This is a genomic window from Enterobacter cloacae complex sp. HYC003_NIDB (genome assembly GCF_056673375.1).
Map to the genome: position 1 here is coordinate 3,698,956 of NZ_CP114220.1, position 14,485 is coordinate 3,713,440.

Annotated in this window: 13 protein-coding genes and 1 other annotated feature; of the genes, 2 read left to right on the forward strand and 11 right to left on the reverse strand. The window is 57.0% G+C overall.

The genetic code is table 11. The features are described from left to right. Positions 1–92: 92 nt before the first annotated feature. The 9 genes from O1722_RS17790 to O1722_RS17830 all read right to left on the reverse strand — a co-directional run bounded on the left by O1722_RS17790 (position 93) and on the right by O1722_RS17830 (position 9,483). Complete coding sequence (locus tag O1722_RS17790) at positions 93–1,397, reverse strand: inosine/guanosine kinase (protein WP_032104066.1); 1,305 nt, start codon at positions 1,395–1,397, stop codon at positions 93–95. Between the two features lie 62 nt (positions 1,398–1,459). Then, complete coding sequence (gene hemH / locus O1722_RS17795) at positions 1,460–2,422, reverse strand: ferrochelatase (RefSeq protein WP_017383216.1); 963 nt, start codon at positions 2,420–2,422, stop codon at positions 1,460–1,462. A 124-nt stretch (positions 2,423–2,546) separates the two neighbouring features. After that, positions 2,547–3,191 carry an adenylate kinase gene (adk, locus tag O1722_RS17800; protein WP_006809841.1) on the reverse strand — a complete coding sequence of 215 codons (645 nt, stop codon included), beginning with the start codon at positions 3,189–3,191 and terminating at the stop codon, positions 2,547–2,549. 218 nt (positions 3,192–3,409) lie between these two features. After that, a complete protein-coding gene (gene htpG, locus O1722_RS17805) occupies positions 3,410–5,284 on the reverse strand; it encodes a molecular chaperone HtpG (RefSeq protein ID WP_033486645.1) in 1,875 nt (624 codons plus the stop codon). Positions 5,285–5,394: 110 nt separating this feature from the next. Next, the gene (recR, locus tag O1722_RS17810; RefSeq protein ID WP_006809843.1) at positions 5,395–6,000 is read right to left on the reverse strand and encodes a recombination mediator RecR; all 606 of its coding nucleotides are present in this window, start codon (positions 5,998–6,000) and stop codon (positions 5,395–5,397) included. Then, positions 6,000–6,332: a YbaB/EbfC family nucleoid-associated protein gene (locus O1722_RS17815; protein ID WP_003858972.1), complete on the reverse strand. Its 333-nt coding sequence runs from the start codon at positions 6,330–6,332 to the stop codon at positions 6,000–6,002. Before O1722_RS17815 ends, recR begins: the two co-directional genes overlap by 1 nt. 53 nt (positions 6,333–6,385) lie before the next feature. Then, positions 6,386–8,314 (reverse strand): DNA polymerase III subunit gamma/tau, encoded by a 1,929-nt coding sequence (gene dnaX, locus O1722_RS17820; protein ID WP_033486646.1) that lies wholly within the window; start codon positions 8,312–8,314, stop codon positions 6,386–6,388. Next, positions 6,992–7,056 (reverse strand) — a sequence feature (DnaX frameshifting element). (Overlaps the previous gene by 65 nt.) A gap of 88 nt (positions 8,315–8,402) precedes the next feature. Beyond that, positions 8,403–8,954 carry an adenine phosphoribosyltransferase gene (gene apt, locus O1722_RS17825; RefSeq protein ID WP_000127359.1) on the reverse strand — a complete coding sequence of 184 codons (552 nt, stop codon included), beginning with the start codon at positions 8,952–8,954 and terminating at the stop codon, positions 8,403–8,405. Positions 8,955–9,105: 151 nt separating this feature from the next. Continuing rightward, positions 9,106–9,483, reverse strand: a complete 378-nt coding sequence (locus O1722_RS17830) for a DUF454 family protein (RefSeq protein ID WP_015571246.1) — start codon at positions 9,481–9,483, stop codon at positions 9,106–9,108. A gap of 50 nt (positions 9,484–9,533) precedes the next feature. Here O1722_RS17830 and priC point away from each other — a divergent pair, with 50 nt between their 5' ends. After that, positions 9,534–10,061 (forward strand): primosomal replication protein N'', encoded by a 528-nt coding sequence (priC, locus tag O1722_RS17835; protein WP_017383213.1) that lies wholly within the window; start codon positions 9,534–9,536, stop codon positions 10,059–10,061. Positions 10,062–10,073: 12 nt separating this feature from the next. Further along, entirely contained in the window at positions 10,074–10,250 is a 177-nt protein-coding gene (rsmS, locus tag O1722_RS17840; protein WP_017694394.1) for a pleiotropic regulatory protein RsmS, read from the forward strand. Between the two features lies 1 nt (position 10,251). Here the strand turns inward: rsmS and mscK are convergent, their stop codons facing one another. Both mscK and acrR read right to left on the reverse strand, forming a co-directional pair. Next, positions 10,252–13,599, reverse strand: a complete 3,348-nt coding sequence (gene mscK / locus O1722_RS17845; RefSeq protein WP_033486648.1) for a mechanosensitive channel MscK — start codon at positions 13,597–13,599, stop codon at positions 10,252–10,254. Between the two features lie 113 nt (positions 13,600–13,712). Then, positions 13,713–14,366 (reverse strand): multidrug efflux transporter transcriptional repressor AcrR, encoded by a 654-nt coding sequence (acrR, locus tag O1722_RS17850; RefSeq protein WP_015571247.1) that lies wholly within the window; start codon positions 14,364–14,366, stop codon positions 13,713–13,715. Positions 14,367–14,485 lie beyond the last annotated feature (119 nt).

Genomic DNA, 14,485 nt, shown 5'->3' on the forward strand with positions numbered 1-14,485 from the left:
TTTTGTGCGGTCTGATGCCCTCACCCTGGCCCTCTCCCACAGGGAGAGGGAACAAAAACTAAAAACGGCAACCTGTGGTTGCCGTTTTGCTTTTACCTGTCCCAATACGCCTCTTCGAGGCTGTCTTCCCGTTCCGGCAGCCCCCGTGTTAAGCGCGGTGAATGCTGGTTCAGCACCTGATAACTCACGCGGTTCGCGTACTTGCACACCTGCGCCAGCGAGGAGTAGGTCAGCCAGTTGAAGGTGTGCTTGCTGGAATTCGGCACATTGGTTTTGTGGTAGGCGTTGGCGGTGATGTCGTGCAGCAGCGCGGCCAGCGCGCCGTCGCCCGCACCGTTGGTGTTCATGATCTTCTCGGGGCCACCCATATACGGTGCGATGTGGGAGAAGATACGCAGCGGGTTGATGCAGTCTTTATGACGCATGGCGCGGCTGAACTCGTACTGGTTAAATTCGGCGATTGCGCCCGGCAGCAGCGGGTGCTGGGTTTTCCGCTTGCTCTCTTCTTCCGTGAAGCCCGCCATATACAGCCCGACCGGCCCGGCGGTGCAGAGCACCAGATCCACCCAGTCCAGCGCCTTATCAGACGCCAGCAGCGGATCGCTTTCGCCGGTCAGCGCTTCGGCTTCTTCTTCATTCATCGCCAGAATCGAGACGTGTTCTTTCAGGAAGGCCTGCCACCACTCCGGGTTGTCGGCAATGACGAATTTGGTGCCCAGCGTCAGAACCACAGGCACGTTGTATTTCTTCGCGTACTCAATTGCCTTCATGGTTGCGTCCGGCATTGGTTCGCCCGGCTTGCAGCGCACCAGATAGGAGGTCAGTACCAGCGCAGACGCGCCCGCGATCACCTCTTCCGGGATACTTTCAGCGCGCAGCTTGTTCATATGGCCGGGGCTGATGGCAAAGGTACGCTCGCCGGAATCGCTTATCAGCGTAAAGCAGCGGCCAATCGGCCCGTCAACGCCCTGCAAATAGTTCAGATCGGTGCGGCTGGAGGTATTGCACAGGTAGCGGTAGGCATAGCCACCGATTTCGATATTGCTGCACATCACGCCAAGCAGCACCGAGCGGTCGTCTGCCAGTACGGAGTAGTTGTGCATGGTGTTGCCGATGGTGCCGCCGGCAAACTGGTGGGTGATAAGATTTTCGCGCACCAGCTCCTGATACAGCGCTTCAGCAACGTCATCCTCAATCACCAGCGAGTGCCCGGCGCTCAGACCGTAACGTGCGACAAACGCATCATCCACTTTGGCTTCAATGTCCACCAGCGTCTGATCGATACCGACCACCCAGGCAGCGCTGGTTTCGCTTTCCTGCTGAATTTGCTGTAACAGCGGATCGCGGGCATCGACGGGGAAATAGTGTTTGGACTTACGTTTACCGGGAAATTTCATGGTCTGAACTGTGCAAAGAATACGGGCCGGGAATGGTAGCACAAACCCGGCCCGTAACGCGATCAGCGGCGGGTGGTGACCAGTGACACCATCATGTCGATGTGTTCAGGGGAGTCGTTAAGCGCAGGAATGTATTCGTATTTCGTTCCGCCCGCCTCCATAAAGAACTCTTTGTTCTGGACAGCAATCTCTTCCAGCGTTTCCAGACAGTCCGCCGAGAAGCCCGGCGACATCACCTGAATGTGCTTCACGCCCTTCTCGCCCAGCATCTTAAGCGTTTCATCAGTATACGGGGTGAGCCACGGTTCACGGCCGAAGCGCGACTGGAAGGTCATCATCACCTTCTCAGGCGGCAGGCCGAGGGCGGAGACCAGCTCGCGGGTGGTATCGCGGCAACGCTGGGGGTAATCATCCCCTTCGTTCGCGAAACGCTGCGGAATACCGTGATAGGAGAGCAGCAGCAGATCCGGCTCGCCGTGTTTTTCAAACGACGCGCGCGCGCTGCTGGCAAGCGCCTGAATGTACAGCTCGTTATCGGCGTAGTCGCGGATAAAGGTGATACCCGGTATACGGCGGCGGGTCGCCAGAATGCGCGCCAGTTCGTCCCAGACGGCAGCTACCGTGGAGCACGAATACTGCGGATAAAGGGCCAGCACCACAATGTGTTCAACGCCCTGCGCCAGCAGAGAGTCGACGGCGCTTTCCAGGGACGGCTTACCGTAGCTCATGCCGAGCGCAACGGGCATGTCCGGCAGGCGGGCGGCCAGCGCCTTCTCCTGACGACGGCTGTACACCATCAGCGGCGAGCCCTCTTCCATCCACACGGACTGATAGAGCTTTGCCACACGCGGGGAACGAATCGGCAGAATGACGCCGCGCAGCAGTGGCCACCACAGCAGTCTTGGGGTATCCACGACGCGCGTGTCGCTTAAAAATTGTCGCAGGTAGCGTTTGACCGCCGCTGGAGTAGGTGCTTCTGGGGTGCCCAGATTGGCAAGCAGGATGCCGGTTTTCGCCTGACTCATTCACGCCTCTTAACCATTTGATAGGCTGTCAATTGTAGCGGAAATGCGTTTAAACGAAACCCATTGCTGTAATAGGTAAGATGAGAATTTTTCTCACCCGGGGCTCCGGGTGAGAGAGGTGCGCTTAGCCGAGGATTTTTTCCAGCTCTGCACGTACGTCAGCCACGGCTTTGGTGCCGTCCACTTTCGCGTATTTGGTGTTACCCGCCTGCGCTTCTTTGGTGTAGTAGCCGATCAGCGGTGCGGTCATCTGATGATATTCCACCAGGCGTTTACGCACGGTTTCTTCCTGATCGTCTTTACGGGTGGTCAGCTCTTCGCCGGTCACGTCGTCTTTGCCTTCAACCTTAGGTGGGTTGAATTTGATGTGGTAAACGCGGCCAGAAGCAGCGTGTACGCGACGGCCAACGATACGGTCAACGATCAGCTCGTCTGGTACGTCGAACTCCAGCACGTAATCCACGTTGATGCCCGCTTCTTTCATGGCGTCAGCCTGAGGAATGGTGCGCGGGAAGCCGTCAAGCAGGAAACCGTTACGGCAGTCTTCCTGAGCAATGCGCTCTTTAACCAGCGCGATAACCAGTTCGTCGGTCACCAGTTTGCCTGCGTCCATGATGTCTTTCGCTTGTTTACCCAGCTCGGAGCCAGATTTAACAGCGGCGCGCAGCATGTCACCGGTGGAGATTTGCGGAATACCGTATTTCTCCATGATGAACTGAGCCTGAGTTCCTTTACCCGCGCCCGGAGCGCCAAGCAGAATAATACGCATTGCGAAAATCCCCTCAAAAGTCGATTCAATTTTTCAAAAAGCGCTAAACAATACCACCAGAACGGGTATGGCTCAAGGAAGGCGGGAAGGCTGAAACGGTTAACGGGGGGAGATAATTTGGCTTCGTGCGGTCTGGTGCCCTCACCCTAACCCTCTCCCACAGGGAGAGGGAACTCTTTCACCCTCTCCCTGTGGGAGAGGGCCGGGGTGAGCGAAGATTACGCCAGCAGCAGCGCATTCACACGTTTAATGAACAGGTTAGGATCTTCCAGCGTACCGCGCTCGGCCAGCAGGGACTGATCCAGCAGCAGTTCAACCCACTCCGCAAAGCGGGCGTCGTCCTGGGTATCCGCCGCGCGTTTCACCAGCGGGTGATCCGGATTAAGCTCAAAGATATATTTCACATCCGGCACGGCCTGGCCCGCCGCAGCGAACAGTTTCGCCATCTGGGTGCTCATTTCGTCCGCATCGGTGGTGACAATGGCTGGCGTATCGGTCAGACGGTGCGTGAAGCGCACCTCTTTCACGCGGTCGCCCAGCAGCGTTTTAACGCGCTCAACGAACGGCTCCAGCGCCTTCTCGGCTTCTTTCGCGCTGTCGTCCACTTCATCCGCCAGCTTATCGATAGACTCGTCGGCTTTGGCAACGGACTGGAAGGATTTACCGTCGAACTCGGTCAGGTAGTTCATCATCCACTCGTCGATGCGGTCAGACAGCAGCAGCACTTCGATGCCTTTCTTACGCAGCAGTTCCAGATGCGGGCTGCTCTTCGCTGCCGCATAGCTGTCGGCGGTGATGTAGTAGATCTTCTCCTGCCCTTCTTTCATGCGGGAGACGTACTCTTCCAGCGACACGGTCTGGGCGGAGGAGTCGTTGTGCGTAGAGGCGAAGCGCAGCAGTTTAGCGATAGCTTCCACGTTCGCAGTATCTTCCGCCGGACCTTCTTTCAGCACCAGGCCAAACTGTTTCCAGAAGGTCTGGTATTTTTCCGCATCGTCCTTCGCCAGTTTTTCCAGCATCTGCAACGCACGTTTGGTCAGGGCGTTGCGCAGGTTACGGGTGACGGTGCTGTCCTGAAGAATTTCACGGGAGACGTTCAGCGGCAGATCGTTGGAGTCTATCAGGCCACGCACAAAGCGCAGGTAGTTCGGCATGAACTGCTCGGCGTCGTCCATGATGAAGACGCGCTGCACGTACAGCTTCAGGCCGTGCTTGTGATCGCGGTTCCACATGTCCCATGGCGCCTGCGCCGGGATGTACAGCAGGCTGGTGTACTCCTGTTTCCCTTCCACACGGTTGTGGCTCCAGGTCAGCGGATCGGTGAAGTCGTGGGCGATGTGCTTGTAAAACTCGTTGTACTCGTCGTCTTTAATTTCAGCTTTATTACGCGTCCACAGCGCCTGCGCCTTGTTGATTTTCTCCCAGGAAACCACGGTTTCGCCGTCTTTCTCTTCCTGTTTTTCAATCTCAACCGGCAGCGCGATATGGTCGGAATACTTACTGATGATGGATCGTACGCGCCAGTCGTTCAGGAAATCGTCTTCGCCTTCACGCAGGTGCAGGATGATTTCTGTGCCGCGATCCGCTTTGGTGATGTCATCAACGGTGTATTCACCTTCACCTTTAGACTCCCACAGCACGCCGTTCTCGACGCTGTCGCCCGCGGCGCGGGTGCGCACGGTGACTTTGTCCGCCACGATGAACGCCGAGTAGAAGCCTACGCCGAACTGACCGATCAGCTGGCTGTCTTTCGCCTGGTCAGAGCCCATGGACTCAAGGAACGCTTTGGTGCCGGATTTGGCGATGGTTCCGAGGTGGTCAATCACCTCGTCGCGGTTCATCCCGATGCCGTTATCGGCGATGGTCAGGGTGCGGTTCTCTTTATTAAACGAGACGCGCACGCGCAGCTCGCCGTCGCCTTCATACAGATCCGGGTTAGACAGCGCGCGGAAGCGCAGCTTGTCCGCCGCATCAGAGGCGTTGGAAATCAGCTCACGCAGGAAGATTTCTTTGTTGGAATACAGGGAATGGATCATCAGGTGCAGAAGCTGTTTTACTTCTGACTGGAAACCACGGGTTTCTTGTCCTTTCATCTAAGTCGACCTCAACAATGCCATTTAATGGGGTTGTAAAACGTTGAGTGAGAGATGGGGATAAGGGGAGGAATTTTCAAGCGGAGGCCGCGCGCGCAGCCTCCGTTTGGTCAGAAAATAATCTTGTGACGTCCGGCCAGCGAGTGTGACAGCGTGGTGCCGTCGACCATCTCCAGCTCACCGCCGACCGGCACGCCGTGGGCGATGCGGCTGGCGTCAACGCCGTACTGCGCGCACAGCTCGGCGATGTAGTTGGCGGTTGCCTCCCCTTCCACCGTCGGGTTGGTGGCGAGGATCACCTCTTTGATGGTTTCCGACTCCAGACGCTGCTCCAGGCGATCGAGACCAATATCGTCCGGGCCGATGCCATCCAGCGGGGAGAGATGCCCCATCAGCACGAAATAGCGGCCGGAAAACTGCCCGGTTTGTTCGATGGCGTAGATGTCCGCCGGACTCTCCACCACGCAAATCTGACCGTTTTCCTGACGACGCGGGTTCGTGCAGATGTTACATACGTCCTGCTCGGTAAAGGTCCGGCAATCCGCACAGTGGCCAATTTCTGACATGGCGCGGGTCAGAGCCTGCGCCAGGCGCATACCGCCGCTGCGGTCGCGCTGCAATAGCGTAAACGCCATACGCTGCGCCGACTTCGGGCCAACGCCCGGCAGGCAGCGCAGTGCTTCCATTAACTGCGTGAGCAGCGGACTGGTTTGCATCAGAATGGCATCTTAAAGCCCGGCGGCAGTTGCATACCGCTGGAAACAGAGGCCATTTTCTCTTTCTGGGTTTCGTCGATACGGCGAGCGGCATCGTTAAACGCGGCTGCAACCAGATCTTCCAGCATCTCTTTGTCGTCTTCGAGCAGGCTCGGGTCGATTTCAACGCGACGGCAGTTATGCGCACCGTTGATGGTCACCTTGACCAGACCGGCACCGGATTCACCCGTGACTTCCAGCTGAGCGATCTCTTCCTGCATCTTCTGCATTTTTTCCTGCATCTGCTGAGCCTGCTTCATCAGACCACCCAGACCGCCTTTTCCACCAAACATAGGCTTCTCTCTTCTTTCACGTTAAGGATTACAACCGTAAGTCAGACTCACGATCAAATGGGGCGAATACTCTCTTCATCCAGATCGGCGTCGAAGAACCGGCGCAGGGTCTGGATGTTGTTATCCGCAATAATCGCCTCGCGCGCCTGCGCGAGCTTCTCTTCATAAATGGCCTGACGCCACTCGAGCGGCGTTTTCACCGCCGGATTATCATCTTCAATGATAGTCAATTCAACCGGCACACCCTGTAATGCGCTAAGCGCCTCGGCCAGCGCCTTTTGCGCGCCAGGGGAGTTGAGGTGCCGCTGGCCAGGGCGCAGGTGCAGACGCACCTGATTACCGTCCTGCTCTTTCCAGGCGTTCAGCGCGACCTGCTCCACCAGCTTCGGCAGTTGCAGTTTGCTGACCTCGGCGGCCCAGGCGTCGCGCTCAATGGATTCTTCCGCGAGCTTCGCGGATAGCTCCGGCGTTTTTTCATGCTCCAGCGCCTTTTTCAGCGCTTTTGGCGTGGCGACCACTTCCTTGACCGTTTCAACAACGGTGGTCGCCTTCCAGCGGTATGCCTCTTCTTTCGCCGGGGCTTTTTGCTCAAGCGCGGACGGTGCCGGACGCGACTGCACGCGCTCCGTTACCGAGGCCAGTCGTTCAAGCGCGGCGTTGTTCACCGGCCGCGCTCTTGCAGGCGCTGCCGGTTCACTCTTTTTTGGTTTGGTTGCTCCCTGCGCACGTTGCAACTGGCTTCGTGCGGCAAGCACCGAACTGGTGGCATCCGACAGCGGCACGTTTTGCGGCGGCGGCGATGCCGGTTGCGGTGGCACCTGCTGCGGTGACATTACCGCGGTCGGCGCAACCGGCGCAAAGGACTGCCGGGGCGTTTCCGGCTCCGGCAATGGCTTGCGCGGATGGAAGGCCAGCGCGCGCAGCAGCGTCATTTCAACGCCCATCCGGCGATCCGGTGCAAACGGCAGCTCTTTGCGGCCAATCAGCAGCGTCTGATAATAAAGCTGAACGTCAGCCGGCGGCACGGTGCGCGCAAGTTCACGCATCCGCTGTTCAATGGTCGCCATGTCCGCGCCAATGGCCGACGGAGACAGTTGCAGCATCGCCACGCGGTGCAGCAGGCTGAGCATCTCGACAAGCAGCGCTTCCCACTCAATGCCACGGGCAGCGGCGTCGTTGACGAGCGCCATCACTCGCTCACCGTTGGCGGCAATCATCGCTTCAATAAGCGACAGCGCCTGATCGTCATCCAGCGTGCCGAGCATGGTACTGACCGCGTCGGTGGAGAGTTTACCGTCACCGCTGGCAATCGCCTGATCGGTCAGGCTCAACGCATCGCGCAGGCTGCCGTCCGCGGCACGGGCCAGCAGTTGCAGCGCACGCGGCTCGTGGACAATGTTCTCTTCATCGAGGATATGCTCAAGCTGAGCGCGGATCTGCTCAACGTCGAGCGCCTTCAGATGGAATTGCAGGCAGCGCGAGAGGATCGTGACCGGCAGCTTTTGCGGATCGGTGGTCGCCAGCAGGAATTTGACATGCGCAGGCGGCTCTTCCAGCGTTTTCAGCAGGGCGTTGAAGCTGTGGCGCGACAGCATGTGCACTTCATCGATCAGATAGACCTTGAAGCGGCCGCGCGCCGGGGCGTACTGCACGTTGTCGAGCAGATCGCGGGTATCTTCCACTTTGGTGCGCGAGGCGGCGTCGATCTCAATCAGATCGACAAAACGCCCCTGCTCGATCTCACGACAGTTGTCGCACACGCCGCACGGGGTGGCGGTGATCCCGGTTTCGCAGTTCAGACCTTTTGCCAGCAGACGGGCAATAGAGGTTTTACCGACGCCGCGGGTGCCGGAAAAAAGATAGGCGTGATGGATGCGACCTAGCGACAAGCCGTTCGCCAGGGCCGTCAGCACATGTTCCTGACCGACAACGTCAGCAAAGGTTTGTGGTCGCCATTTACGGGCTAACACCTGATAACTCATGGGCAGGCTCTGCAACGCTGGAAGGTGAATTAATGGAGGGGAATGCTATCACAACCTCACCCATTGAGCGAGGTTGTGAGATACGGGATTAATGTCCCGGGAATGGCACCAGGCTGTAGCTGGTAATACCCTGTTTTTCCAGGCGCTGCTCGCCGCCGAGATCGAACAGGTTGATGATGAATGCCGCGTCGGTCACTTCCCCGCCCAGACGACGGATCAGCTTCACGGTCGCTTCGATGGTGCCGCCGGTTGCCAGCAGATCGTCCACCACCAGCACTTTGTCGCCTGGCTTGATGGCATCAACGTGAATTTCCAGCTGATCGGTGCCGTATTCCAGTTCATAGCTCTCAGCAATGGTTTCACGCGGCAGTTTGCGCGGTTTACGCACCGGCACAAAACCCACGCCCATCGCCAGCGCAACCGGTGCGCCAAACAGGAAGCCACGGGCTTCAGTACCTACTACTTTGGTGATCCCGGCGTTTTTATAACGCTCAACCAGCAGTTCAATGCTGAGGGCGTACGCTTTCGGGTCTTCCAGCAAGCTGGTGACATCGCGGAAAAGAATGCCAGGTTTTGGATAGTCCTGGATACTTTTGATGCTATTTTTCAGATATTCAAGCTGCTGTGCAGTTGCGGTCATCGGTTTGTGCCTAAATGAAACAGTGTTACTCACGGCGCGCGACGAGTCGGTCAAAGTAACAGTTGTTTAACCTTTGACCAGGCGCACCTGTGCTCGAAAACGGTCGAATTTACTGGCTGTGCGCCATAATTGCAACCGCCATGATGAGGCTTCAGTGCTTTTGTTGCTTTTCATCAACCACGGGGATCCGCCACATAAAGATCAGCAGGCAAACCAGGATCGCCAGCAGCAGAATGCGCACCCACATCATTTTCACCAGCCATAACGAGACGGCGAAGGTGATCAGGATGAAGGCAATGGCGCGCGGCTTAGCCCCGGGCGGCATGGCCCGGTGTTTTTGCCAGTGCCGCAGGTAGCCGCCAAACCACGAGCGGTACAGAAGCCAGTGGTGAAAACGCGGCGACGAGCGGGCGAAGCACCAGGCGGCCAACAGGATAAACGGGGTGGTCGGCAGCAAGGGTAAAACCACACCCAGCGTGCCCAGCACTACCGCGAGCCAGCCAATGATGATTAAAATAGTACGCTGCATAATGCGAATCGTTATCAAACTGAACGGCTACTTTACCACTGGAGAGCGCCTTGAAAACAGCACTGCTTCTTGAGAGGCTGCAAAATCAGCTGATCGCGCTGCGGGCGCAGGCCACGCCGTTGATGGGCCACGCCACGCTGAAACCGCGCTTTGACCGACAGCTCTTCCGCACCCGCAGCACCGTCATTGAGGATTATCTTGCTGAAGCGCAGACCAATCTCGACGAGCTTCGTCACGCGGTTGAGAGTGAACAGCAGGAACAGGTCGCGTGGCTTGCGGAGCATCTTACCGAGCAGATCACCGCCCTGCACCGCGAAATCGCCGCCTGGCCGTTACGGGCGTGGGACAGCGCCTCGCCGGGGCTCGGTAAATGGCAGCGCAAGCGGCTGGAGAACCAGGAGTTTGAGCGCCGTCTGTTTGAGATGAAGCGCGAGCGCGAAGCCCGCCTGAACACCAGCGAAACGCTGGAAGAGCAGCAGTTATTAATGCGTGAAATCAGCGCGCTGGAAGGCCGCATCGTCCGCTGCCGTCAGGCGCTGGATGAGATTGAACGCGTCATTGAACGCCTGACCCGTTAACAGGAGCCACTGATGTCACTGGAAAATGCCCCCGACGAGGTCAAGCTGGCCGTCGATTTAATTATGCTGCTGGAGAATCACGAGATCCCGGCGGAGACGGTGCTGAAAGCGCTGGAGATTGTGCGACGAGATTTTGAGGGGAAACTTCCCCCTCACCCTACCCTCTCCCCAGAGGGGAGAGGGAAATAGATTAGGCGGGAGTAGGGTCGTCCCCCTTAATCTCGCGCTTCACTTCCGTATGCTCATCGCCTTTCTCGTTGCGCAGATGAACCTCAAGCTGGTTAAAGGCGATATTAATATCGTTTTCACGACACAGACGGTCAATGGTGCGGTTCAGCTCATCGACGGTGTAGCTGCGATCGCGCAGTTCGCGTACGTACAGGCGCAGCTCATGATCCAAAGTGCTCGGCCCGAAGGTGGTGAAGAATACCGCTGGCGCAGGATCGTGCATCACTTTTGGATGGTCAGCTGCCGCCTTCAGCAGTACCTCTTTCACCTTGTCCAGATCCGAGCCATAGGCCACCCCGAGTCGGATCACCACGCGAGTGGTGGTATCCGAGAGCGACCAGTTGATCAGACGCTCGGTAACAAACGCTTTGTTCGGGATGATCACCTCTTTACGATCGAAGTCGGTAATGGTGGTCGCACGAATGCGGATCTTGCTGACGGTCCCGGAGAAAGTACCGATGGTGACGGTATCGCCGATACGCACCGGACGTTCGAACAGGATAATCAGGCCAGAGACAAAGTTACCGAAGATCTCCTGCAAGCCGAAGCCCAGACCCACTGACAACGCCGCCGCCAGCCACTGGAGTTTATCCCACGAGACGCCCAGCGAGCCGAATACCGTCATCGCCCCGACAATAATAATGACGTAGTTCAGGATGGTGGTAATGGCGTACGACGCCCCCTGACGCAGGTTCAGCCTTGAGAGCACCAGCACTTCCAGCAGACCCGGCAGGTTGCGGATCAACGCCCAGGCAACCACTGACGACACCAGCGCAAAGAGCAGGCTGCCCATGGTGACGCTTTTCATTACCGCAGCGCCCGCTTCGGTACCGTTGTATTGCCAGAGCGTGATACTGTCGAGGTAGGCGAAGACGGTAATTAAATCAGACCAGATGGCCCAGAACATCACCGCAAACAGGGCGATCATCACCAGCATGGTAATACGCATCGTTTGCTGGTTAACCTGCTCCAGAGCAATGGTCGGCTCTTCCTGCGGCTCTGCCCCTTCAGCCCCCTCTTTCACCTGATGCTGCCGACGGGCAACAGCACGACGATACGCAATGCGGCGCGCCGCCACGCTCAAACCACGCAGCACGGTCTGGAACAGCAGGTTCCATACAATCACCAGATAAACCGTTTCGATCCAGCGACCGGACAGACGCAGCGTGGTATAGAAGTAACCCGTCGCCGTCAGCACCATCAGCGCCAGAGGAATGATCGCCAGTACCGTTACGGTAGCCAGACGAAGATTGTGGGACTCTTTATCCCGCCAGCTGTCGCGGCACATTGGCCACATCAGAACGGCAATCAGCAGCAGGTTCAGCATAATCACCAGTTGCCCCAGCACGTCATCCATCAGGTGCAGCGGGGAAAGCTCCGCCACAACTGACCAGAAGTGCAGCGGCAGCAGCGCGAGGCTGATGCGCACAATCTGGCGACGCCAGTGGCTGGTGAGTTTTTCCGGCATGTTGAAGTGGCGGACGGCGACGCCATCTTTTTCCAGCACTTTCCAGCACAGACCAAACACCAGCCAGAACAGCGCCAGCTTCTTGCTGAACGCCCACAGCAGATCGCTGATATTCAGCTGCATGGTCAGCAGGATCAGGCCCACGGCGAGTATCAACAGGCAGACCGGCAGAGCACGGATCAGATCGATCAGGATCGCTTTCGGGGTGTGCAGCTGGCTGTCGTTACGCAGTTGCCCCACTTCCGAGGCCAGCTTCGCCTGGTACTGTTTCAGCCATTTCAAACGCCAGCGTATGACGCCAGCGATGAGCAGCAAAGGCAGCCCCGTCAGGAAGGCGATCATCACCGCAGGCCAGGCTTTCTCCCAGTTCACGGTAATTTTCATGCTTTTGATCTGGGATTTCAGCGTTTCCGGGAAAGATTTAAACCAGTCCCAGTCCATGGGTTTATTGCTGTTCACCCAGAAAATCTGCTGGGTCAGGATCTCCTGGAGGCTTTTAGAAACGCTCACCAGCTGCTGCTGGTTGATTTGCAGGTTAATCGCCATCATCAGCTGGTTGCCCAGCTGCTTGTTAAGCTGATCGAGCAATTCGCGGCGCATGTCCACCACCTGCAACAGCGCGTCGTGAACTTCAGCGTTCACTTCACCTGAATGGCCCTCTTCCACTTTGGCAACGAAGGTATCGCTCTGAAATAGCGCATCGCGCTGCTGGTTAACGTCAAACTGTTCAAGACGCAAATCCGCAATGCGGTTGGTCATGTCTTCCAGCTCGTCGGCGGAAGGCAGCGTCTGCTGTTGCTGGTAGAGAATGCGCGACAGCAGCAGGCTGCCCTTCAGGACGGCAATCTGCTCCTTGACGTTGCGCTCGGCCTGCAAAGCGCGATCCAGCCAGTTTTTGACCTTAATATTTTGCTGCACCAGCGCGCTGCCGTTTTCAGTCGCCTGAATCAGACGCTCGCTCAGCTGGTGGTTAATCTCCAGCTCCTGCTTCACCAGCGGGTTGGCCTGAATACGGGCCGTCTCGTCTGGCGAAACCGCTTCCTGCGCCGTTTTTTCAGTCAGCGTCAGGCGCTTGCTGTTCACCGCTTCCTGCAACAACTGAAGCTGATGCTCAAGCCGGTTGATATTCGCGGTCACGTAGTCACGCTGTTTTTGCAGCGCATCCTGTAGCACCGTGTTGCCTTCCAGACTCTTACGCTGCTGTTCAATCTCCGCGTTTAGCAGCGTCTGCTGGATGTTCAGCAGCGTTTGCTGGGTGGGACGAAGCGCCCCTTCCCCCACGGTGATGCCATTCAGACGGTTACGTATCTGCTGTAGCTGTTGCGACGCCGAGTACATGGCGTTCTGCACGCGCTCAGGCTGGGTTTGCAGCGAAACCAGCTGGCTGTTGTAGGTTGAGAGATCGGATTGCGCCGTTTGCAGATCGTCCAGCAGCTGCGCCACGCGCGACTCAAGCTGGCGCAACGACAGCGTGGCAAGCGTTTTTCGGGTTTCATCGTCGTTATCGACGTCGCTGAGCGCACTCAGCGCCTCCGTTGCCTTACGCATGTTCTCCGGCGCCTGAGCGACCTTCTGCCGTAGCTGGGCCGTTTCGGCTTTGATGCGTTCGATCTTGTCCAGCGTTTCCAGGGTTTCCGTCAGATCCTGCTGAACGAGTTTTTCCTGGGCGGAGAGATCTTTTTGCTTATTCAGGGTGTCGAGTTGCGACTGAACATCAGCACGCGTGGGAATGTCACTGCCGTTGTCTGCACGGGCCCATGAAAGCGGCGCGGCTGCAAAGTAAAACAGCAGGATCAAAAACAGGGCCAGAACAGGATGTTGCGAGCGATTGATGTGCAGCATAGTTGTGAATGTGATGTGAGAAATGACCGGAAATAGTCGGGCATGAAGGATATCACGCCCGGCTGAAGCAGAATAGTACGACGGAAAGGGTCTACGATTTTTACCATGCCCGATCAGGCAGAGCGCGGGCTAAGTTTACTTTGAAGGGTCGGACAGAGCTGGCACATCTCAAGAAAAATTTCGACGTAGCTGCGCGCCTCTGATCTGAGATCGAACGACTCCGGAGCAAAAAGCCAGTTTTCCATCAGGCCGGAAATATAGCTGCGCATCAGGATCGCCGCCCGGCGGGTGAGTAATGTGGCAGGAAGCATTTTGGCCTGCATGCACTCCGTGAGGACCTGTTCGATGCGATCGTAGCTTTCCAGACACAGGTCGCGCTGCGCCTGTTGAACCACCGCCATTTCACCAACGAACTCACATTTATGGAAGATGATTTCCATCATCAGACGACGACGCTCTTCAACAACCGTCGCTTCAAGGATATATACTAGAATTTCTCTTAACACTGAGAGTGGATCGTGAGGGAATTTTGCCCGATACTCACTCTCAAGATCGCTAATGCTGGACTCTGAAAGCTCCCAGATTTCACCAAACAGATCGGACTTGTCTTTGAAATGCCAGTAAATCGCTCCCCGCGTGACGCCCGCGGCCTGAGCAATCTGTGCCAGCGAGGTTGCCGAAACACCCTGCTGTGAGAACAAACGCATTGCCACATCCAGAATGTGTTGTCGGGTTTCCAGCGCTTGTTGTTTGGTTTTTCGTGCCATACGTTGATGAATTTACAGGAGTCAGATTTACATACATTTATGAATGTATGTACCATAGCATGACGATAATATAAACGCAGCAATGGGTTTTTAGACTCAGGACCCTTGATCAATTTGAA

What these genes read in the sequence shown, in the direction of transcription:
- O1722_RS17815 (WP_003858972.1), bottom strand. Translation starts at nt 6,332, where the DNA reads ATGTTTGGTGGAAAAGGCGGTCTGGGTGGTCTGATGAAGCAGGCTCAG.
- rsmS (WP_017694394.1), top strand. Translation starts at nt 10,074, where the DNA reads ATGTCACTGGAAAATGCCCCCGACGAGGTCAAGCTGGCCGTCGATTTA.
- recR (WP_006809843.1), bottom strand. Translation starts at nt 6,000, where the DNA reads ATGCAAACCAGTCCGCTGCTCACGCAGTTAATGGAAGCACTGCGCTGC.
- acrR (WP_015571247.1), bottom strand. Translation starts at nt 14,366, where the DNA reads ATGGCACGAAAAACCAAACAACAAGCGCTGGAAACCCGACAACACATT.
- mscK (WP_033486648.1), bottom strand. Translation starts at nt 13,599, where the DNA reads ATGCTGCACATCAATCGCTCGCAACATCCTGTTCTGGCCCTGTTTTTG.
- dnaX (WP_033486646.1), bottom strand. Translation starts at nt 8,314, where the DNA reads ATGAGTTATCAGGTGTTAGCCCGTAAATGGCGACCACAAACCTTTGCT.
- adk (WP_006809841.1), bottom strand. Translation starts at nt 3,191, where the DNA reads ATGCGTATTATTCTGCTTGGCGCTCCGGGCGCGGGTAAAGGAACTCAG.
- O1722_RS17790 (WP_032104066.1), bottom strand. Translation starts at nt 1,397, where the DNA reads ATGAAATTTCCCGGTAAACGTAAGTCCAAACACTATTTCCCCGTCGAT.
- O1722_RS17830 (WP_015571246.1), bottom strand. Translation starts at nt 9,483, where the DNA reads ATGCAGCGTACTATTTTAATCATCATTGGCTGGCTCGCGGTAGTGCTG.
- hemH (WP_017383216.1), bottom strand. Translation starts at nt 2,422, where the DNA reads ATGAGTCAGGCGAAAACCGGCATCCTGCTTGCCAATCTGGGCACCCCA.
- apt (WP_000127359.1), bottom strand. Translation starts at nt 8,954, where the DNA reads ATGACCGCAACTGCACAGCAGCTTGAATATCTGAAAAATAGCATCAAA.
- htpG (WP_033486645.1), bottom strand. Translation starts at nt 5,284, where the DNA reads ATGAAAGGACAAGAAACCCGTGGTTTCCAGTCAGAAGTAAAACAGCTT.